Origin of the sequence: Bifidobacterium boum, from assembly GCF_000741535.1 — a bacterium.
GTDB classification, from domain to species: domain Bacteria; phylum Actinomycetota; class Actinomycetes; order Actinomycetales; family Bifidobacteriaceae; genus Bifidobacterium; species Bifidobacterium boum.
In genome coordinates, this window is sequence record NZ_JGYQ01000016.1 from 274,280 (window position 1) to 293,386 (window position 19,107).

Consider the following 19,107-nt stretch of genomic DNA (forward strand, 5'->3'; position numbering starts at 1 on the left):
TGTCGTTGTATCATCACCCTAGCTTGGACCGGAAAAGCCATATAACGATGCCAAAGACGAACTAGCGAACGTTCGTAAGACACACAAGACGAAAGGCACGCATGATGACCACAGCAGCACAGGAAGCATACCAGCCCGCCGACGGAACCATCCCGGCACTCCCCCACCATGACGGGTCAAGACTGTACGTATCCAACGCCACGCCCCGACTCGGCGAGACGATTCGCGTACGCGTCCGTATTCCTGCGTCCAACCCGTACACCGGTGTGAAGCTCCACTCGCTCGTCGATGACGAAATGCACCTTGAAGACGCACGGCCGATTCTGCGCACCCCTGACGAAATCTGGTATGAGGCGCCGCTACCCGTCCATAATCCTGTCACCCGATACCGTTTCGCTCTGCTCCGCGATGGCGGTTTTGATTGGCTGAACGCTCTCGGCGTGTTTGACCGTGAGGTCAGCGACGTCTACGATTTCCGCGTCACCACTTTCGCACCATCGCCCGCATGGAACCGTGAAGGCGCCACATACCAGATTTTCCCCGACCGCTTCGCCCGCTCCCGGCAATCCGCAGAACGCTCCGCACCCGATTGGGCACATCCGACCGCATGGTCCGCCACACCGCTTGCCTACGGCGTCGAAACCGGTCGCCAATGGTACGGCGGCGATCTCAAGGGCATTGAAGAGCATCTTGAGTACATCCACGACCTCGGGTTCACCACGGTGTATCTCACGCCATGCTTCCCCGCACGCTCGGTCCACCGGTATGACGCTTCGACATTCGACCATATCGACCCATTGCTTGGCGGCGACGAAGCGCTCCGCTCGCTTGCACGCGCATGCCACGCCCGCGGGATGCGCATCATGGGCGATTTGACACTCAACCACACCGGTTCCAGCCATGAATGGTTCCAGCGGGCGTTGCACGACCCGAACAGTGAAGAACGCGACTATTACCTGTGGAACCGGTATCCAGACGATTATGTGGCGTGGATGGGCATCAAAGCGCTGCCGAAACTCAATTGGACTTCCGCCAAACTGGTTGACCGGATGATCCGAGGAGCGTCCAGCAGCGCAGGCAAATGGCTGGGCGGCGAAAGCGGTCTGGACGGCTGGCGTATCGACGTCGCCAACCAGACGGGGCGTTGGGCGGCCATGGACGAGAACCATATGGTCGCCACCACCATCCGGCATACCGTCGACGAGCTGACCGATGGCAATGGGACGCTCATCGCCGAATACATGCCGGACGCCACCCGCGACCTGGATGGTGACGGCTGGCAGGGCGTCATGAATTACGCCGCATTCTCCCACCCGTTGTGGATGTGGGTGGCGAGCCCCGACAGCGGTGTCAAACGATTCGGCTTCGACGTGACGTTCCCCAGGCGTGACGGCACCGCGATGGTCGGCACGATGCGCGAGCTGCTCGCCCAAATCCCGTGGAAAGTCGCCGAATCCCAATGGAATCTCATCGATAGTCATGACAGCGCGCGTATTCTCACGCTCACCCGAAACCCGCATGTCGCCCATGCGGCACTCGGCATGATGATGACCTACCCGGGCGTGCCGATGGCGTTCGCCGGCGATGAGCGGGACGCGGTCGGCGTCACCGGCGAGGAAAGCCGCACCCCCATGGATTGGGACGCGCCCGAAGACGCGCATTGTGCGACGATGAGCCGTTACCGCGATCTGCTCACGCTGCGCAGCACGTCAAGTGCGCTCACCCACGGTGGCCTACGTTGGGTCAATGTACAGGCGGATGCGGTCGCCTACCTGCGTGAGGACGCAAACGACCGGCTGCTTGTCGTCGCCGCACGGCGAGGCGGACAGCATGTGCGCGTGACGCGTGACCTGCTGGGCGGCGGCGACCCGCAACTGGTGTGCGGCGAAGGCACTATGGAACCGGGCGATCACGGGGCGCTCTTCACGCTGCCGGACGCCGGATACGGCATCTGGCGTCTGGGCGACTTGGACGTGCCACGCTGGTGAGAGGCGTGTCCGACACCGGCCGGTATAAAAGAACCATGCATGAACTTGAGGAACAACCCACAAACGACACCGCACAACCTCGCCACGAGCATCTGGTGCTGTCGTTCGTCCGCCGCTCGGGCAGGCTTGACGCAAGACTTCAGCGCGCTTGGGACACGTATGCCGACACGTATCTGCTGCCGTTGAACGCCGGGGAAGGCTCACTGGATATTCGCGACGACTGGCGTCTGACCGATGATTGGATTCGCTCCACATGGGGCAATGATCACCCGCTGATTGTTGAAATCGGCACCGGGCAAGGCGAGAATATCGTCGCGGCCGCCGCACAACACCCGCAGACCAATTATCTGGCGCTTGAAGTGTACGATCCGGGTGTCGCGCACACCATGCTGCGCGCCGGCAAACAGCAGCTCGGCAACCTGCGGATCGCCCAGATCAACGCTCCGGAGCTGTTCGCGAAAGCCGATACCGCAACCGTAAACGAGGTGTGGACGTTCTTCCCCGACCCATGGCCCAAGATGAAACATCACAAGCGTCGCATCGTCCAGCCGGCACTTGCCGAAGCCATTCATCGTGCGCTGATACCTGGCGGCCTGTGGCGTATCGCCACCGATATCGAAGATTATGCGCTGCACGTGCATGAAATCATGGATGCGCGCACCGACTTCAGGAATACCGGCGATGTGACCGTCAGCCTGCCAACCGGGCATGTCGGCAAAGGCAACGCCGATCTGGCGCAGGATATGCCTCACGCGGATTTCGTCGAATCGGCACGGTTCGACGGCAGAGTGCTCACGAATTTCGAGAAGAAAGGACTGGATGCCGGTCGTGTCATCCACGATTTCGCCTACCAGGCCATCTGACCGGCATCACATCGAGCGACGTGGGTCTTCGGCCCATCAAAAAACGACACGCCGAAGACCCCGATTTTGCATTCTGACGTTGTTGTGTTTATCATAATCAAGTTGTTTGACGCCCCCTTCGTCTAACGGTTAGGACACCAGACTTTCAATCTGACAACGAGAGTTCGACTCTCTCAGGGGGTACGGATACAGAACCCGCCACAAACGGCGGGTTCTTTTGTTTTACGGCTATCCTCCCTCGACTCGGGCCACCGAGCATCATCGATGATTATCAGGCTCGTATTCACCACGATTCCTTGAATCGCGTATGCCGACTCACGTGTTACCCGTCAGATACGCGGGCACGGTCAGCCGCGTCACGTGTGTCAAGACATATGCGACGCGGCTGACCGTCCGCAATTACTGACCGATCCGCTCGCTCACCCAATCAACGATATACGGGGCGACCTGTTCGATCTGGTCGATCGCGATATTGAAATCCTCCGGACCGCCATACCACGGGTCAACCAAATCAATCCGATCCTCACGCCCGGCAGGCGGCTTCGGCAGATTCGGGTCGAAACTGCGGTACATGTGTACTTCCGTCCGTTTGGCCGGGGGCAGTAAACGCACCAGCGCACGCATATGGGAGGCGGTCATCGGCAGGAACAGGTCACTATCGTTGATTTCCTGACGCGTGATGCGGTGCGCGAAATGATGTGCGGGAATCTCATAACCGCGTTGACGCAGCACCACGACCGCACGAGGGTCGATCGGATGACCGTATTCCTCATCACTGACACCACTGGACATGACCCGTACCTGGTCGGCGAGCCCGCGCTCGTTGAACCGTTCGCGCAGAATAATCTCCGCCATCGGTGACCGACAGATGTTGCCGGTGCACACGGTCATCACCGTGTATCGCGGATCTTGGGATGATTGCGTAGCGGCCATGCCGCAGCCCCTTTCCATGGATGAAACGTATCGTTATGCCGCGTAGCCGAAAGTGCTACACGCGCTTACGGCTTACGCTTCACAATGCTTCGTCGTCTTCCGTTGCGCCGTCGATTTTGCGATAGGTTTCAAAACGGTATTCACGGATACCGTTTTCCGGATGTTTCGGCAGCATCCACGGCGTCACATCAGCAAGCTTCCACAAGCCTGAATCAGTGAGCGCCCGCATATCCGGCGCGTACGTGTCCGCATCCACCGTGGCGCGGATCCTGGTGACAAACGCCTGACGGGCGAACGGCAAGGCTTCTTTGAATATCTGTGAGCCGCCGATCACCCAGATCTCGCTGCGGTCAAGCCCGTCATCGGGAATCGCCTCCTGGCGCGCCAAGTCGAACGCGTCATCAAGATTTTCCACAACCGTGGCCCCCGGGGCCACATACCCGCTGTTGCGTGACACGACAATATTGTCGCGGTTCGGCAACGGACGGAACCGTGGATCAAGAGACTCCCATGTCTTGCGTCCCATAATGACCGGGTGGGAAACAGTCAGTTCTTTGAACCGTTTCATATCCTCAGCCAAATGCCATGGCATGCCGCCATGGAAGCCGATAGCACCTTCGCGTCCTTCATTGTCGCGCGCCTGTGCCCAAATCAGATTCACCGTGAACGTCTTGGGGAAATCATCACCCCAATCCTCGGTGTCCTCCAGCCCGGCCAAACCGGGCTTGCGTTCGTGATAGCCGCTTTGGCTACTGTCATACCCCATTTCATAAACTCCTTGAACTCAATGGACTGGGATAAGTGTAGACGATACTTCAGACGGCAACAGGAGCCTTAATCGTCGGATGATGCTGGTATCCGACAATCTTGAAATCGTCATACGTGTAGTCGAACAGCGAATCCGCCTTACGGATCTCAATCTGCGGGTACGGGTATGGGGTGCGTGACAGCTGCTCAAGCACCTGGTCGATATGATTGTCGTACACATGGCAGTCCCCGCCGGTCCACACGAATTCGCCAGGCTGAAGGCCTGTCTGCTGTGCGATCATCAAGGTGAGCAGCGAATAGGACGCGATATTGAACGGCACGCCGAGGAACATGTCGCAGCTGCGCTGATACAGCTGGCAGCTCAGACGACCATCAGCCACATAGAACTGGAACAGCGCGTGACATGGCGGCAGGGCCATATGCTCGACTTCGGCTGGATTCCAAGCGCTGACGACCATACGACGTGAATCCGGATGATTGCGGATCAGATCAAGCACATTGGAGATCTGGTCGATGGTACGGTTCGGATCGTCAGGGGTCGGAGCAGGCCAGCTACGCCACTGGGCACCATACACGGGGCCGAGATCGCCGTTCTCGTCGGCCCACTCGTCCCAGATATGCACATTGTGCTCCTGCAGCCAGCGCACATTCGTGGAGCCTTTCAGGAACCACAACAGCTCGTAGGCAATGCCGCGGAAGAACACGGTCTTAGTGGTGAGCAGCGGGAAATACTTGCTCAAATCGAAACGCATCTGCTGACCGAACAGCGAAATCGTACCGGTACCAGTGCGGTCTGATTTCAGCGTCCCCTCCTTGAGGATCTTGCGGACTAAGTCCTCGTAGGGCATGGGAATGTCCGTCTGCGGGCGTTCCGGAATACGGGTGCGAATATCAGCAAGCTGTTCGGCGGTCAAAGGCATGACCCTATGGTAGCAGTGACCCGCCGATTTACGCCGGTAGCCATCCTGCAAACGACTCTGTATCAGCCCAAACACCGGCGTGTGATACCGAGTGCGACACCGCTGCAGACGCAATCGAGTCCACGAATCCCGCTGTGAGCGGATACCGGGCAGGTGCTTGGGCTAATCTGTAAGCATCGGCGCGAGAAGCGCGCCAGCAACTCCAGGAGGCACAACATGGGCAAAAGGCTCTGGGTAGAACGCAACAAGGACGGTTCATGGGACGCGTTCAGCGAGGACGGCGCGCATCTCAAGTTCGGCAAGGGCAAGGGCCTGTTCACGCCGGGCGACCTCATGAAGGTCGCTCTTGCGGGCTGCGCGGCGCTGTCCAGCCAGTTCCCGGTCGAGAACACGCTGGGCGAGGGTTCGGGCGCCAGGATCCTCGTCGACGGTACGTACGACCCCGAGACCGATTCCTATACGGCGTTCGAGGAGCAGGTGAACGTGGATGCGACTTCCGCCGATCTGAGCGAGGAAGATGCAGCCAAGCTCAAGGAACGTGTCGCACGCCATATCGAGAAGGGCTGCACGGTCGCCCATACGTACCGCCAGGAAACGCCGGTGCGCGTGAACGTCACGGTGCGCAAGTAATCACAGCGAATACACACAGCGACAGGCGTACCGCAGACTACAACACGGTGATGCCTCCATCCGTAACTTGCGGATGGAGGCATCACCGTATATGGAGCCGGGCTTCGGCGCGTTGCCGGACGCCCGAGCCCCTACTCCTTGTGTTCTGGATCGATCTTCGACTCGATGGCGTTGGCTTGCTCGGCACCAGCCGTCGGCACCTGTACGGTTTCGACACCGGAGATGTCATCGATCGGCTTGGTCGGCACGTCCGCCGGGGAGCTGGGCACGGTATCAAGACGGGATTCCGCGGCTTCAACATACTTGCGCGGCACCACGTACACCGGGCTGACCGCATGCTGGAGCAGTCCCTGACTGGTCGAACCAAGCAGCAGGCCGGTGAATCCGCCACGACCACGCGAACCAACCACGACGACATCATGGTCGTAGCTCGCCTTGGTGAGCGTATCGACCGCGTTACCCGGCACAATCGACTTGTGGATTTCAAGATCCGGGTGAGCTTCCTCAATCGGCTTGATACGCACGTCAAGATCTTCCAGGTACGAAGCCATCACGCCTTCGTCCTCCGCAGCACCCTTGACGTTGGGCACAGCGGAAATGACATCGAGCTGCGCGTTCCAGCTCGCCGCGAAGTCGGCGGCGATTTCGAGGGCTTTCAACCCCCACTTGGATTCGTCGGAGCCGACGGCTACGCGCGTGATCTGGTTGTTCAAATGCATCAGATTGCCCTCATCGTCGGTATACGGTACGACGACAATCGGGCAGTACGCATAGGCGGGTAGTGAGGAACTGGTGGTGCCCAGCAGACGCTCGGCCAAACCGCCCTTACCACGGTTGCCGATCACGATGAGATTGTAGTTGCGGGACAGTTCCACGAACACGGATGCGGGATCACCCGTGACAATCAGTGTTGCGGCTTTCACCCCCTGCTCATCCGCGATGGCCTTGGCCTTGGACAGGATCTCCTGCGCATCATTATGCGCGGCATTGTCATCCCCCATTGCCGTGTACGTGGCATCGAATGATACAGCAGCATAGCTCGGCAGTGAGTATGCACACACGATTTGCAGGGTCAGGCCTGCGTGCTTTGCGTAGTTTGCGGCCCACCATGTGGCCTTGTAACTCGCATGGGATCCATCCACGCCGACGAGGATTGCCTTGTCGTTGATCATGACGACCTCCTTCATTGATGAGCGGCGCAGCAGTACGCCGTCCCTACGTGTTACCTTACTCCACCCGGACGAGTGTTCCAAGGAGGTGTCGCATGAAAATCGCCTAACAACACGTGAAGCGCCCTTTCGGACGCTTCACGATCACGAATTCAGCCGGATTGAGCCGACAGGCACTGCGGCTCAGAGCAGCCGGCGGATGGAGTAGGACCCGCTGAACGCGTACGCGACCGGCGTGTACACGGTTCCGGCGTTCTTGTTCAATGCGTTGACCACCATGCCGTTGCCGACGTAGATGCCCGCATGCGCGCCATTGGCGATGATATCGCCGGGCTGCGCCTCAGCCAAAGAAGGCACAGCCGTACCGAGCGTGGCTTGGGCGCCGGAATAATGGGGCAGGCTGATACCCATCTGTGCGAACACATACTGCACGAAGCCGGAGCAATCCCAGCCGGCGGGGGTATTGCCGCCTGAGACATAGGGAACCACACCCACGAACTGCGCCGCGTAGGCGACCAGAGCACTGGCCGATGCGCTGTCGGGCGGGTTGACCGTCACCGTGGCACTCGGGCTTGATGTCGAAGCACTCAAGCTGCTGCGGCTCTGCGAACGGCTCGCCGCCTGCTGCTGAGCTTGGGCTGCCGCTTGGGCTGCCGCTTGCGCCGCAGCTTGGGCCGCCGCTTCAGCCGCCGCCTTTTCAGCGGCTGCCTTCGCTTCGGCTTCCTTTTCGGCCGTGGACTTGGTCTGCGGCGGATTCAACGATTCGATGCCACCCCAATTGGAATTGGAGTCCACGCTGGTCGACGTTGATTCAGCGAGCAGATTCTTCTTCACCGTTGTGGTTTTGGGGAACGAGCGCGATGACGTGATCGCCGTCGCGGACGTCGAGGATTGTGCGGACGCTGATGAGGCAGTCGCCGCCAACGACAAACACGCGGCTGCAACTGCGACCATCGCTGTAAGAGATCTACCTAATTTCATCATCAACACGGCACTGTACCATGTGAAACTTACAAGAATCCGAGGGCATCGGGGGCTATCCGCGGTATCCCTGAAGACACGCCGAACACACTACGCCACGACACCAAGAACCCACCTGTCGGCGACATTCCATGCATTGCTGAGTAATCACTCAGCAATCATTCAGTAATGAATAAACTGCAATTGCGCCGCCTGATCAGCAGTGAACGTGCGGGAAACCGTTTTGCCTTGAAGGGTGGCACCGCACTCGGAAGTCGCAATCGAACCGTCATCATTGATCTGCTCAACAATGGCGACGTGCCCATACACCGTGCTGGAACCATACTGGCCACGCTGGAACACGATGACATCGCCGACATGCCGCGGCGTGGAATCCACCCAGTAGCCCAGTTTCCTCGCGGAAGCCGCCCATTGCGCACCATCGCCCATATGCGAACCGACCGGCAATCCCAGTTGCTGACGACGTACATACGCCCACCACGTGCACTGGCTGAACGAATACTGGTTGCCGGAGTCGCCAGTGGCATGATTCGGATCGAAACCAGAAGGCAGTTGGTTCCTGTCGCTTTCAACCAGCTTGGCCACCACAGGATTGGATATGGTGGTCTGCGACATCTGCGAAACATCAAGATCGGAATTGGAAGCGCCAAGAGACCAGTTTCCCGAACTGGTCTGGCCGGCCGACCCCAATGACGTACGCTGTTGGGAACGCGAGACGACGCTGCCGGTACCCGTCCGACCTGCTTGCTGGACAGTCGAGGTTCCCGATGCCACTGAGGTGACAGCCCCCATATCGCTGAGACTGATAGCTCCCGCCGCGGCACCGGCCAAGGCCACGAACGATCCGGAAGCCATAAAACGGGTTTTACGACGGGCAGCGCGGGCGGACTCGCGAATCGCGCGACGCGTCAACGGTGCGACTTCATCAAGTTTTGCAGCCAGCGCCGGGTCGATAGCCGCCGCGGATCCGGCGGATACGGAACGCATCGCATGAGCCGCATGGGCACCGTGGGACGACTTGGAAAAGACGTCAGTGACACTGAAGCGATGCTGTGAACGCGTCGCCTTGTGTGCCGCATGTCCCATACCTGTGCACTCCTTGTTGTCGTTTGTCGTTCCCTAACGCCGCGCATCAATGATGCTGCAACACTGATTACATGAGCGGTACAGCGCAACGGATGCCTGTGGAATCGGCAATATCACCGTTCCCAATCAGACAGCGCCGAACCGGCTCGATACCCCCCACGATACAACCCGATATGTCCGGTATGCAACATGTCAATCGATTGCCGTCGAACATCAACCAGCCGACAATCCGGCTTCTGCCGCGGAATACTTGCCTCTCCGCGGCCACCGCCGCCACCGATACGCAATCCGGGAACGGCGTGTTGCCCGGCAGACAACAGCGAGCGCGATACGGCCATAGCGCCAGGTGACCACGATACGCACGTACCTTGCCGCCAATCCACCGTGTTGGCTACCCTTGCAAGCATGAGCAATACAGTGACAATCCCCGAATCCTTGCTGCCTCGGGACGGTCGTTTCGGTTCCGGCCCGAGCAAAATCCGCCCGGAGCAGGTGCAGGCGCTCGACGCTGGCGCCACCACGCTGCTGGGCACATCCCACCGTCAAGCGCCGATCAAGCAGCTCGTCGGTTCCATCCGCGAGAGGCTTGCCCAGTTTTTCAGCATTCCTGACGGATATGAAGTCGTGCTCGGCAATGGTGGAGCCACCGCGTTCTGGGATACGGCGTGTGCTTCACTGATCACCCGCAAGGCCGCTTTCGGCGTGTACGGCTCGTTCAGCGAGAAATTCGCCATCGAAGCCGAACGCACCCCGTTCCTTGAGCAACCGGAAATGTTCCGTTCCGACCCCGGCACATACCGTTTGCCGGAACTGACCGAATATGTTGACACTTACTGCTGGGCTCATAATGAGACGTCCACCGGTGTTGCCACGCCGGTCAAGCGTATCGCCGGCAGCGCCGAGCAGGGTGCCATCATGCTGGTGGACGCGACCAGCGGCGCCGGCGTACTGCCGGTTGATATCGCGCAGACCGACGCCTACTACTTCTCTCCGCAGAAAGCATTCGGCTCCGACGGTGGCCTGTGGATCGCCATTCTCTCCCCCGCGGCCATCGAACGCGCGTACGCGCTTGAAGCAAGCACGAAGCTGGAAGGCGCGCGCCGTTGGATTCCGTCGTTCCTGTCATTGAAATCCGCAATCGAGAATTCACGCAAGGATCAGACGCTGAACACCCCTGCCGTGGCCACGCTCATCATGCTGGAAAACCAGATTCGTTGGCTCAACGATAACGGCGGTCTGGCTTGGGCGAACGCGAGGTGCACGAAGTCCGCTTCCCTGCTCTACCAGTGGGCGGAACGCAGCACATATGCCAAGCCGTTCGTCGAGAATCCGGATGCACGCTCCACCGCGACGGTGACCATCGATCTCGACGAGTCCGTCAACGCGAAACAGGTCATCCAGATGCTGCGAGACAACGGCATCGTGGACACCGGCGGCTATCGCAAACTTGGGCGCAATCAGCTGCGCATCGGCGTGTTCCCGTCGGTTGAGCCTGCGGATATCGTGGCGCTGACGAAGTGCGTCGATTACGTCGTCGAACATATGTAACCAGACGCCACCGTCTTGTTGAACCGGTTACGCTTGCTCACCGCGAACGTAACCGGTTTTTTGTTGTACAGCTGCTCGCGCTTGACTCACGGGGAATCACACTTGGGTGGTTGCCATCAGGAACGACCCGCCGTCCGATGAGCCGCCTCCGCAGGATTCCACACTCACCCATCCCTCAGCTGCCGGGATGAATACCGCTTGGCCTGCGGACAGTTCCCGTGCGTCCATTTCGCTGGAGCAGCGCACTGATCCGGCGGTACATAGCACGATGCGCGGCTTGTGACGCCCCTGATCGATGCGTCCTCGCGCCAGCTGGCGCAGCAAAGCGCCGTAGCGTCGAAGCACCCGATCCATCACCGGCCAGGCGGCAGCCGTTGGGCCGGTATGCCCGTATGCGAGCATGAATTCGTCAATATGGGGCGTATAGACAATCAAGTCACCGTCACGGGTAGCCATATCGCCGAATCGAGCGTCGGCCGGATCCACCGGAGCCCCCGGCTGACAATTCAAAGTGTGCAACAGCCGGGGAATATCCTTATGCTTGACTGTCATTCCGGCCCTGAGCACATTGTCGGAATTATTCATGATTTCCGCCGCCATGCCATGGATATACGCGTGTGGGATGCCCGCCGGGATGAACACCGACTCCCCCTCCTGCAAGGACACCGGATTCAGCATGAGCAGCGTCAAGACACTCGGATCGTTCGGGAACGCGGCGGCCGCGGCGAGTGCATGATGGAACGCGCTGCGGGCAACCGGGTCGCTCACCCGCAGCGAAGCGTATCGCAGTTGCGTTTCAAGCCCTTCGACCGGTCCCGCGGTGATCGCCGTATGGAATGCTCGGAAAATACGGCGTCTCGAATCAGGCCAAACCATGGACGACATCGGCATCATCGCGTCAGCATGCTCAAAGCCTTCAGGAGTCTGACCGATGCGCAGTGTCCGCTGCGTCAACGCATCAACCATGCGGGCGGCGAGCGGGTGGCTGACCATACTCAGATTGTGCAGCATCACTGAAATCGGGCTGAATCCTACACTCGCTTCAAACGGTTCGAGCGCGACAACCATCTCGCTTTTCGCTTCGGCGTCATGGAACGACCGTTCTGGAGCGTCCTGCGCGATACCTTGGGCGTTCTGGGCGTTGAATCCCGCCCTCGCCTCGAAATCCACAGGGTGGACTTGCAGTGACAGTGGAATGCGCGCTGCGATGATTTTGAACAGGAACGGCAGTTCCGGACCGAATTGTTCGGAACAGCGGCGGCCGACCATGTATTCAGGCCGTTCACGAATCGCATCCAGCACCGTGGTGTGTGTCCCGTCCGGCGCGATGAGCTGCGAGGGTGACTGGGGGTGTCCGCTGAACCACATCTCCGCGAGTGGACTATTCGCCGTATCGACCGCGCCTGTTGCCGGATCGCCCGTATCTGCCGCAGCCAGGGCGGGCTCATCGGAGAACAAGGATTGCAGGCGGGTATACGACCCCCATGCGTAGCGTTTGGGGACCGGACGTATCACGTACACGGCTATGACGCCCCTTTCTTCCGGCGAACAATACCTAACAAGGTTACCCCGCACGTTATGGTAAAGATATGAAGTTGGCTCCGATTTTCGATCCGGCGGCCCGCAAACCGTCGCCCAAGCCTGTGCGCGTCGACCTGCGCAAGGTGTTCCTGATCGGTACTGCATTGTGGACCGCGGCGCTGATTATTTGCGCGATGCTGCTCGCCTTGCACGTTCCGGTTCTTCGGGAACTCGTCGTGTGCGCGGCAGGCGTGTTCGTCGGTATCGTGCTGCTCATCTGGGAGCATTTCGACCGGTGGGATTACCGGCGCTTGGGGAAATAATCCGCCTGCGATGGCGGCATTCAACCGCCTGCACATGCTACACGCTGCTACTGCGCTTACTGTCAGGAAGCCGTACTCTGTGATTGCGCGGCCAGCGGAATCGTCATGGTGAAGGTACTGCCCTGTCCCGGTACGCTCCACACGCTCACGTTCCCATGATGGGTCAGCGCGACATGCTTGACAATCGCCAATCCCAAGCCGATACCATGCCGTGTGCGTTCAGTCTGATGCGACCCACGGTAGAACCGTTCAAAAATGCGGTTTTGCTCGGTTTTCGCAATACCACAGCCACGATCGATGACGCTGACCGCGGCATCATTGCCATCATCGGAACGTTTCACTGAAATCGCGACAACCGCGCCTTGAGGGGAATATCCGACCGCATTCTCCACCAGCTTGGACACCGCGGCCTTGAACTGGTCAGGCTCGCCGTGAATCGTCAACGATTCGTCACCTGACAATTCCAACGATACGCCGGCCGTACTCGCCATCTCGCGATGGGAGTCGACCACGTCTCGCAACTGCTCCATCACATTCATCCGGTTATGTCCGGAGGCGACAATCGGCTCTTGCACTTTGATCAGCAACAGCAAATCGGAAACCATGTGTTCCATATGCCGGCACGCGGTACGGACCTCGACGGCATCACGCCGGACCTCATCGCGGTCAAGATCATCATGTTCCAAAGAATCCGCCAACTGCTCCAACGCATGCGACGGTTCAATCAACTGTTCGGACACGTTCTGGATGAACGATTCGCGAACCTGGGCGAACCTGATGGCTTCACTGACATCATCAAGCATCACTACAATGAACCGGTCGTTGATGTTCCCGACCGTCACCTTCAGCCAATTCGGACGCGACACGCCGTGAATGACCCGGATGTTCTGCAACCCGGCATCCGCACTGCAAGTATCCGCTTGCGGGCTGACAATCCGCTGTTCCGCGGTTTGCGTAGTGACATCAAGCTGCTTGCGGACCCCCGTACGCCGCACCTCATGGACCGCGGCAAGAATCTCATCATTGCATATCGACTCGTCACGCACCACGCCAAGCGTGTACGCTGCGGAACTCGCCCTGATGACACTGTCATGGGCGTCAACAACCGCCGAAGCCGTAGGAAGCATCGCCAGCAGTGCTTGAGTGGAATCGTCAAGATCATCTTCCGCATCGCCATCATCAGCGCGACGGCGGGAAAACCAGAAAAAGCCGCGCTCCCGGTCCTGCTCCAGAAGCCGCGCCACGCCGCCGTTGCACACGCATGCCACAACCGACGCCACGGCAACCACGATACCCGCCACGACAAGTATCATCATCGGGACGGTATGCCAATCAGCAGAAGAAAAGCCCATGCCGCCATTGTCCCACAGTTTGCCCATGCCAACGCCGGTTCGCCGCGCCCAAACATGAACCATGATGAACACCATGGTGAATTTTGCACAAACGCTGAGCAATCCGCCGTCACCATGGTGGCGTAGCGGGCGTGTCGCTAATAGACTAGGGACAGTAGTGACCGCACCGCATCCGCAATGCACAGGAAGCAGTGCGCCAGAACTTCTCCAGCAGGACGGAGCAATCCCAGAAAGGCAGAGCAATGCGCGTTATTTTCAATGAGGAGATGAAAGCCGTCGCAGACGACCTTGATCGTATGGCACAAGACGTCCGCAAGGCGATTAACGGCGCCGGCGATGCACTGTTGAATGCGGATATCGACAAGGCACAGGCGGTAATCGACGGCGATATCGAAATCGATGCGCTGGAGTCAAGCGTAATCGACCAGTGCGTCCACCTGCTCGCCAAGCAGAACCCCGTGGCAACCGACTTGCGCGTAGTGGTCTCCACACTGCGTCTGGCGGCAACCTTCGAACGTATGGGCGATCTGGCCCGCCATATCGCGGAAACCGCACGACGGGAATACCCGCAGCACGCCCTGCCTGAGGAGACCCGCGAAATATTCGCCCAGATGGTCGCATTCCTGCGCGTAACCGCTGACCGTCTGGTGGAAATGCTCGCCGACCGTGATACGAAAATCGCGGAAACCGTCATCATTGACGACGACAAGCTCGACCAGCTGCACCACAAGACCTTCGACATCGCGCTCGGCGACACGTGGACCGGCACCCGGCAGCAGCTCATTGACGTGGTACTCATCGGACGTTTCCTCGAACGTCTCGGCGACCATGCGGTTTCCGCCGCACGCCGCGTCGTATACATCGTCTCTGGTTTCGACCCGAGCAAGGATCCCGGCCGCGACGAAGACACGCCGGTAGCTGACTTGTGACAGCAGACGGACGGGTGTTTGCCGGTTCTCCCATAAACACCCGCATACGTAAGCGCCCTCCCCGCCACTTGATCGGCGGGGAGGGCGCTTACGTTATCACGTCTCAGGTGGTACAGCCTTGCAGCTCACTTGCCTTGGTTGGCGACAGCGGCGGCACCGGCGGCGGCGGCCTCAGGATCGAGATACTCGCCACGCGGCTTAATCGGCTTGAAGTTCTCGTCCAGCTCGTACAGCAGCGGGATGGCGGTCGGGATGTTGACCTTGGCGATCTCTTCCTCCGACAGGCCGTCAAGCATCTTCACGATAGCACGCAGCGAGTTGCCATGAGCGGCGATGAGCACGGTCTTGCCAGCCTTGAGCTCAGGCTCAATAGCGGACTTGAAGTACGGCTCGACACGCTTGACGACATCAGCCAGGCACTCGGCTTCCGGCACCGGATCGCCGGTGTAGCGCGGATCATGATTCTGCGCATACTGGTCATCCGGGTCGATGTCTGGCGGCGGCGTGGCGTAGGAGCGGCGCCACAGCATGAACTTCTCGTCGCCGTACTCCTCGCGGATGGCCTTCTTGTTCTTGCCCTGCAACGCACCATAGTGACGCTCGTTCAAGCGCCAGCTACGCTGGACAGGAATCCACAGGCGGTCAGCCTCATCAAGCGCGTAATTCGCGGTGTTGATGGCGCGACGCAGCAGGGAGGTGAACACGATGTCCGGAAGGACGTTCTTCTCCTTGAGCAGCTGGCCACCACGCTTGGCTTCCTCAACGCCCTGCTCGGTCAGCGGGACGTCCACCCAGCCGGTGAACTGATTCGTTTTATTCCATGCGCTCTGTCCATGACGGAGCAGTACCAGTTTGTAGGTCATACTGTGTAGTTTAGCGCCCCGGCCTCCCAAAATCGAGCCATCAGCCGACATCGCGGACAACGCATCATCCAGAACGCTGCGGCGTACGCTCCACCATGGTTCATGCAAGCACAGCCATCGCCGCAAAGACCGCGGACACTGACAGCGAACCGAGCGTACACAACGGCAGGGCACGACGATAATCGGCACGCGTCAACGCGTCACACGCCGCAACCTGAACCGCGCCCATCAACACGCAGACCGCGATGACTCCCGTACTCGCAGCACGCCACGCGACAACCATGCCAATCGTCAACACCGACGCACACACCAGCAACACATCCGCCAGCACAGTCCCCCATGTGCGTCCCAGCGCAGTCATCCACGTATGCTTGCCATACTTCGCATCAGATTCAATATCACGCAGATTATTGACACACAACACCACGACCGCGACCAAGCCGTTCGCGCTTCCCGCGCACAGAGCCCCAATCGTGGCACAGCCCGACAACGCGATTGTCGTACCGCATGTGGCTACCAGCCCGAAAAACACGAAAACGAACACTTCGCCCAAATAATGGTAGCCGTACGGGTGCTGTCCACCCACGTAGAACCAGCCAGCCAAGAGCGAAGCCACACCTACGGCAAGAAACCACCAGTAACCGGTCAACGCGCACACGGCAAGGCCGGACAAACTGGCGAGCGCCGCGTTGACGCCGGCGGCTTGCAACACCGCATGTGGGGCGACACCTGAAGCGACCAGACGCGCGGGAGCATGCGTGGGCGTATTCGCAGCGGTCTGCCCGTTGTTCATCGTATCCGCGGCGTCCCGGTGTTCGTCGGTTCCACGGATGCCATCGGAGTAATCATTCGCGAAATTCGCTGCGATTTGCAAGAACAATGCCACACCCATGCACAGCAGCGTCAATACAAGGAACCGTAGGGTGTATGGGGTGCCGGACACGCCAGCAACGGCGGCACCGGTGATGACCGGAGCCACAGCCAGCGGCAAGGTTTTCGGCCGAGCGCCATGAATCCAATCCGCGTATGTCATTGTTCTTCCCATATCTTCCTCCTTACTCCCCCACTGTGACGAAATCAAGGGTTTCACGAGCCTCCAATGCTTTCGCGGGTGTGCCAGACCGCAGGGAGCCTGTTGATCAAGATCGGACCTGCGTTATGTGAGGATTGGCTCACATACCGGGGGCGGATGGAAGACCTGCGGATGATGATTGGCCAGCTATACGGATGCTTGTGAGGATTGGCTCACACAATGACCCGTCCGGCACCCCAAACCCGGCCGTATGATACCCGCGGACGCCGTTGTGTGAGGATTTGTTCACACAACGGCGCGACAGACGATCTGCGTCGGTTGCATGGCAGCTTGGCGCCATGCCGCATGCATGCCCCAAGAATCCAATCAAGGAACAAGATAGATACTGATACGTATGATATTGACGATTTCATCGCGATGCTTCAACGGTGAACGCATCCGAAGCAGCATTCCCCCGAGAGCGTGCGAAGGGGAACAATAACCAGCATTGGTGCCGGCAGGAAACCCGAAACCGGCACCAATGCTTGCAAAACCCGGAAGCCCGGGCGGCCTACTGAAGGTTCAGCGGCTTGGTCAGCGGGAAGGTGATCGTCTCACGGATGGTCGCGCCGGTCAGCGCGATGAGCAGACGGTCGATACCCATGCCCGTGCCACCGGCCGGCGGCATACCCACGCCGAGTGCCTCGAGGAAGTCCTCATCAATATCCATAGCTTCGACATCGCCGGCGAGCGCGTCCTTGGCCTGGGCGACGAAGCGTTCACGCTGGACCACGGGGTCGTTAAGCTCGGAATAGCCGGTCGCCAGTTCGAAGCCGCGCACGTACAGATCCCACTTCTCCACCACGCCGGGCTTTGAACGGTGGGATTTGACCAGCGGGCTGGTTTCCACCGGGAAGTCGCGCACGAAGGTCGGCTCGTAGAGCTTGTCCTCGTAGAAGTGCTCCCACAGGTGCTCGACCAGTTTGCCGTGGTTTTCCACGTCGTCGCGTTCCACACCCAGCTTGTCGGCGATCTTCCCCAGATGCTCGACCGACGTGCCGGGGTTGTCCGGACCGCCGTTCGGGATGATTTCCTCGCCGAGCGCTTCGGAGAGCGAATCGTACATGCTGATGGTCTTCCATTCGCCACCGAAATCGTATTCCTCGCCGTTGAGCAGCGTGACCTTCGTGCTGCCGAAGGCGTCAAGCGCGGACTTGACGATGAGCTCCTTGACCAGCGCGGCAATCGTGTCATAATTGCCGTACGCCTGATAGGCCTCGAGCATGGTGAACTCGGGGGCATGCGTGGCGTCGACGCCTTCGTTGCGGAAATCGCGGTTGATTTCGAACACGCGGTCGATGCCACCCACGAGGCACCGCTTGAGGAACAGTTCCGGGGCGATGCGCAGATACAGGTCAATGTCGAAGGCGTTCATATGCGTGGTGAACGGTCGCGCCGCGGCGCCACCATGCACGGTTTGCAGCATCGGCGTTTCGACCTCGAGGAAGTCATGGCCTTCGAAGGTGTGGCGCAGCGAAGAAACCACGGCGGAACGCTTGCGCACCATATCGCGGATGCGCTCGTCGGCGATCATGCCGATATACGGCTTGCGGGTACGCGTGTCGTCGCTCAGCTCCTTATGCAGGGCGGGCAACGGCTGCAGGGCCTTCGCCGCGATACGCCATTCGCTGGCGAAGACGGACAGCTCACCCGTCTTCGACGCGATGACACGACCCTTGAGGAACAGGTGGTCGCCTAGATCGACCATCTGTTTGAACTGCTTCAAGGAATCCGCACCGATCTCCTTCTTGGAGATCATGCCCTGGATGGCGGTGCCGTCGCCCTGAGCGAGCTTGACGAAGCACAGGCCGCCGCCGTTGCGCAGGAAGAGCACACGCCCGGCGACACCGACCACGTCTTGCGTCTCGTCACCGGCGTTGAGCTTGCCGTCATACTTGGCGCGCACCTGGCCGATGGTGGCGGTCACATCAACATGGACCGGGTACGGCTGGACGCCCTCTTTGAGCATGAGCGCGCGCTTGGCGACACGCATCTGCACCTGCTCGGGGTGTGCAAGCGGGCCGAATTCCTTGTTGCTCGGATCGATCGCCTCGTCAAGGCTCTTGCCTTCATCAATATTGGAGCGGATCTTCTTGTCCTGCTCCAGCAGAAGCTCGGCATGTTCGACGGTCGTCATGACCGGCGCGTCTTCAGGTTGCTG

17 protein-coding genes and 1 tRNA gene are annotated in these 19,107 nt (G+C 59.6%); 7 read left to right on the forward strand and 11 right to left on the reverse strand.

What is annotated here, in order from left to right:
- Positions 1 to 101: 101 nt before the first annotated feature.
- The 3 genes from BBOU_RS06995 (at position 102) to BBOU_RS07005 (ending at position 3,034) form a co-directional block, all read left to right on the forward strand.
- Positions 102 to 1,988: a glycoside hydrolase family 13 protein gene (locus BBOU_RS06995; RefSeq protein WP_051616594.1), complete on the forward strand. Its 1,887-nt coding sequence runs from the start codon at positions 102 to 104 to the stop codon at positions 1,986 to 1,988.
- A 35-nt stretch (positions 1,989 to 2,023) separates the two neighbouring features.
- Positions 2,024 to 2,851, forward strand: coding sequence for a tRNA (guanosine(46)-N7)-methyltransferase TrmB (gene trmB, locus BBOU_RS07000; protein WP_026502330.1), 828 nt, complete (start codon positions 2,024 to 2,026; stop codon positions 2,849 to 2,851).
- Between the two features lie 111 nt (positions 2,852 to 2,962).
- A tRNA-Glu gene (locus BBOU_RS07005) sits at positions 2,963 to 3,034 on the forward strand.
- Positions 3,035 to 3,250: 216 nt separating this feature from the next.
- On the opposite strand, the gene BBOU_RS07010 is transcribed toward BBOU_RS07005, so the two are convergent.
- The 3 genes from BBOU_RS07010 to BBOU_RS07020 form a co-directional block, all read right to left on the reverse strand.
- A complete protein-coding gene (locus BBOU_RS07010; RefSeq protein ID WP_026502331.1) occupies positions 3,251 to 3,784 on the reverse strand; it encodes a low molecular weight protein-tyrosine-phosphatase in 534 nt (177 codons plus the stop codon).
- A 79-nt stretch (positions 3,785 to 3,863) separates the two neighbouring features.
- Entirely contained in the window at positions 3,864 to 4,550 is a 687-nt protein-coding gene (locus BBOU_RS07015; protein WP_026502332.1) for a dihydrofolate reductase, read from the reverse strand.
- A 49-nt stretch (positions 4,551 to 4,599) separates the two neighbouring features.
- Positions 4,600 to 5,400: a thymidylate synthase gene (locus tag BBOU_RS07020; protein WP_193352447.1), complete on the reverse strand. Its 801-nt coding sequence runs from the start codon at positions 5,398 to 5,400 to the stop codon at positions 4,600 to 4,602.
- Between the two features lie 288 nt (positions 5,401 to 5,688).
- Between BBOU_RS07020 and BBOU_RS07025 the strand changes: the two genes are divergently transcribed.
- Positions 5,689 to 6,102 (forward strand): OsmC family protein, encoded by a 414-nt coding sequence (locus BBOU_RS07025; protein WP_026502334.1) that lies wholly within the window; start codon positions 5,689 to 5,691, stop codon positions 6,100 to 6,102.
- A gap of 131 nt (positions 6,103 to 6,233) precedes the next feature.
- On the opposite strand, the gene BBOU_RS07030 is transcribed toward BBOU_RS07025, so the two are convergent.
- The 3 genes from BBOU_RS07030 to BBOU_RS07040 form a co-directional block, all read right to left on the reverse strand.
- A complete protein-coding gene (locus tag BBOU_RS07030) occupies positions 6,234 to 7,274 on the reverse strand; it encodes a universal stress protein (RefSeq protein ID WP_026502335.1) in 1,041 nt (346 codons plus the stop codon).
- A gap of 180 nt (positions 7,275 to 7,454) precedes the next feature.
- Entirely contained in the window at positions 7,455 to 8,225 is a 771-nt protein-coding gene (locus BBOU_RS07035) for a C40 family peptidase (protein ID WP_193352444.1), read from the reverse strand.
- A gap of 189 nt (positions 8,226 to 8,414) precedes the next feature.
- Positions 8,415 to 9,338: a CHAP domain-containing protein gene (locus BBOU_RS07040; RefSeq protein ID WP_026502337.1), complete on the reverse strand. Its 924-nt coding sequence runs from the start codon at positions 9,336 to 9,338 to the stop codon at positions 8,415 to 8,417.
- 405 nt (positions 9,339 to 9,743) lie between these two features.
- On the opposite strand from BBOU_RS07040, the gene serC reads away from it, so the two are divergent.
- The gene (gene serC / locus BBOU_RS07045; RefSeq protein WP_026502338.1) at positions 9,744 to 10,886 is read left to right on the forward strand and encodes a phosphoserine transaminase; all 1,143 of its coding nucleotides are present in this window, start codon (positions 9,744 to 9,746) and stop codon (positions 10,884 to 10,886) included.
- A gap of 96 nt (positions 10,887 to 10,982) precedes the next feature.
- Here the strand turns inward: serC and manA are convergent, their stop codons facing one another.
- On the reverse strand, positions 10,983 to 12,407 hold the full coding sequence (gene manA, locus BBOU_RS07050; protein WP_026502339.1) for a mannose-6-phosphate isomerase, class I: 1,425 nt from the start codon (positions 12,405 to 12,407) through the stop codon (positions 10,983 to 10,985).
- 68 nt (positions 12,408 to 12,475) lie between these two features.
- On the opposite strand from manA, the gene BBOU_RS07055 reads away from it, so the two are divergent.
- A complete protein-coding gene (locus BBOU_RS07055; RefSeq protein WP_026502340.1) occupies positions 12,476 to 12,730 on the forward strand; it encodes a hypothetical protein in 255 nt (84 codons plus the stop codon).
- 62 nt (positions 12,731 to 12,792) lie between these two features.
- On the opposite strand, the gene BBOU_RS07060 is transcribed toward BBOU_RS07055, so the two are convergent.
- A complete protein-coding gene (locus tag BBOU_RS07060) occupies positions 12,793 to 14,145 on the reverse strand; it encodes a sensor histidine kinase (RefSeq protein WP_238552134.1) in 1,353 nt (450 codons plus the stop codon).
- Between the two features lie 179 nt (positions 14,146 to 14,324).
- Here BBOU_RS07060 and phoU point away from each other — a divergent pair, with 179 nt between their 5' ends.
- Positions 14,325 to 15,011 (forward strand): phosphate signaling complex protein PhoU, encoded by a 687-nt coding sequence (phoU, locus tag BBOU_RS07065; RefSeq protein ID WP_026502342.1) that lies wholly within the window; start codon positions 14,325 to 14,327, stop codon positions 15,009 to 15,011.
- A gap of 125 nt (positions 15,012 to 15,136) precedes the next feature.
- On the opposite strand, the gene BBOU_RS07070 is transcribed toward phoU, so the two are convergent.
- From BBOU_RS07070 to lysS, 3 genes are all read right to left on the reverse strand, one after another.
- The gene (locus BBOU_RS07070; RefSeq protein WP_026502343.1) at positions 15,137 to 15,874 is read right to left on the reverse strand and encodes a phosphoglyceromutase; all 738 of its coding nucleotides are present in this window, start codon (positions 15,872 to 15,874) and stop codon (positions 15,137 to 15,139) included.
- A gap of 100 nt (positions 15,875 to 15,974) precedes the next feature.
- Positions 15,975 to 16,919, reverse strand: coding sequence for a 1,4-dihydroxy-2-naphthoate octaprenyltransferase (menA, locus tag BBOU_RS07075; RefSeq protein WP_238552137.1), 945 nt, complete (start codon positions 16,917 to 16,919; stop codon positions 15,975 to 15,977).
- 538 nt (positions 16,920 to 17,457) lie between these two features.
- Positions 17,458 to 19,083 (reverse strand): lysine--tRNA ligase, encoded by a 1,626-nt coding sequence (lysS, locus tag BBOU_RS07080; protein ID WP_152595597.1) that lies wholly within the window; start codon positions 19,081 to 19,083, stop codon positions 17,458 to 17,460.
- Between the last annotated feature and the right edge of the window lie 24 nt (positions 19,084 to 19,107).

Coding starts and splice junctions, on each gene's coding strand:
- BBOU_RS06995 (WP_051616594.1), top strand. CDS start 102: ATGATGACCACAGCAGCACAGGAAGCATACCAGCCCGCCGACGGAACC.
- trmB (WP_026502330.1), top strand. CDS start 2,024: ATGCATGAACTTGAGGAACAACCCACAAACGACACCGCACAACCTCGC.
- BBOU_RS07010 (WP_026502331.1), bottom strand. CDS start 3,784: ATGGCCGCTACGCAATCATCCCAAGATCCGCGATACACGGTGATGACC.
- BBOU_RS07015 (WP_026502332.1), bottom strand. CDS start 4,550: ATGGGGTATGACAGTAGCCAAAGCGGCTATCACGAACGCAAGCCCGGT.
- BBOU_RS07020 (WP_193352447.1), bottom strand. CDS start 5,400: ATGCCCTACGAGGACTTAGTCCGCAAGATCCTCAAGGAGGGGACGCTG.
- BBOU_RS07025 (WP_026502334.1), top strand. CDS start 5,689: ATGGGCAAAAGGCTCTGGGTAGAACGCAACAAGGACGGTTCATGGGAC.
- BBOU_RS07030 (WP_026502335.1), bottom strand. CDS start 7,274: ATGATCAACGACAAGGCAATCCTCGTCGGCGTGGATGGATCCCATGCG.
- BBOU_RS07035 (WP_193352444.1), bottom strand. CDS start 8,225: ATGGTCGCAGTTGCAGCCGCGTGTTTGTCGTTGGCGGCGACTGCCTCA.
- BBOU_RS07040 (WP_026502337.1), bottom strand. CDS start 9,338: ATGGGACATGCGGCACACAAGGCGACGCGTTCACAGCATCGCTTCAGT.
- serC (WP_026502338.1), top strand. CDS start 9,744: ATGAGCAATACAGTGACAATCCCCGAATCCTTGCTGCCTCGGGACGGT.
- BBOU_RS07055 (WP_026502340.1), top strand. CDS start 12,476: ATGAAGTTGGCTCCGATTTTCGATCCGGCGGCCCGCAAACCGTCGCCC.
- BBOU_RS07060 (WP_238552134.1), bottom strand. CDS start 14,145: ATGGTTCATGTTTGGGCGCGGCGAACCGGCGTTGGCATGGGCAAACTG.
- phoU (WP_026502342.1), top strand. CDS start 14,325: ATGCGCGTTATTTTCAATGAGGAGATGAAAGCCGTCGCAGACGACCTT.
- BBOU_RS07070 (WP_026502343.1), bottom strand. CDS start 15,874: ATGACCTACAAACTGGTACTGCTCCGTCATGGACAGAGCGCATGGAAT.
- menA (WP_238552137.1), bottom strand. CDS start 16,919: ATGGGAAGAACAATGACATACGCGGATTGGATTCATGGCGCTCGGCCG.
- lysS (WP_152595597.1), bottom strand. CDS start 19,083: ATGACGACCGTCGAACATGCCGAGCTTCTGCTGGAGCAGGACAAGAAG.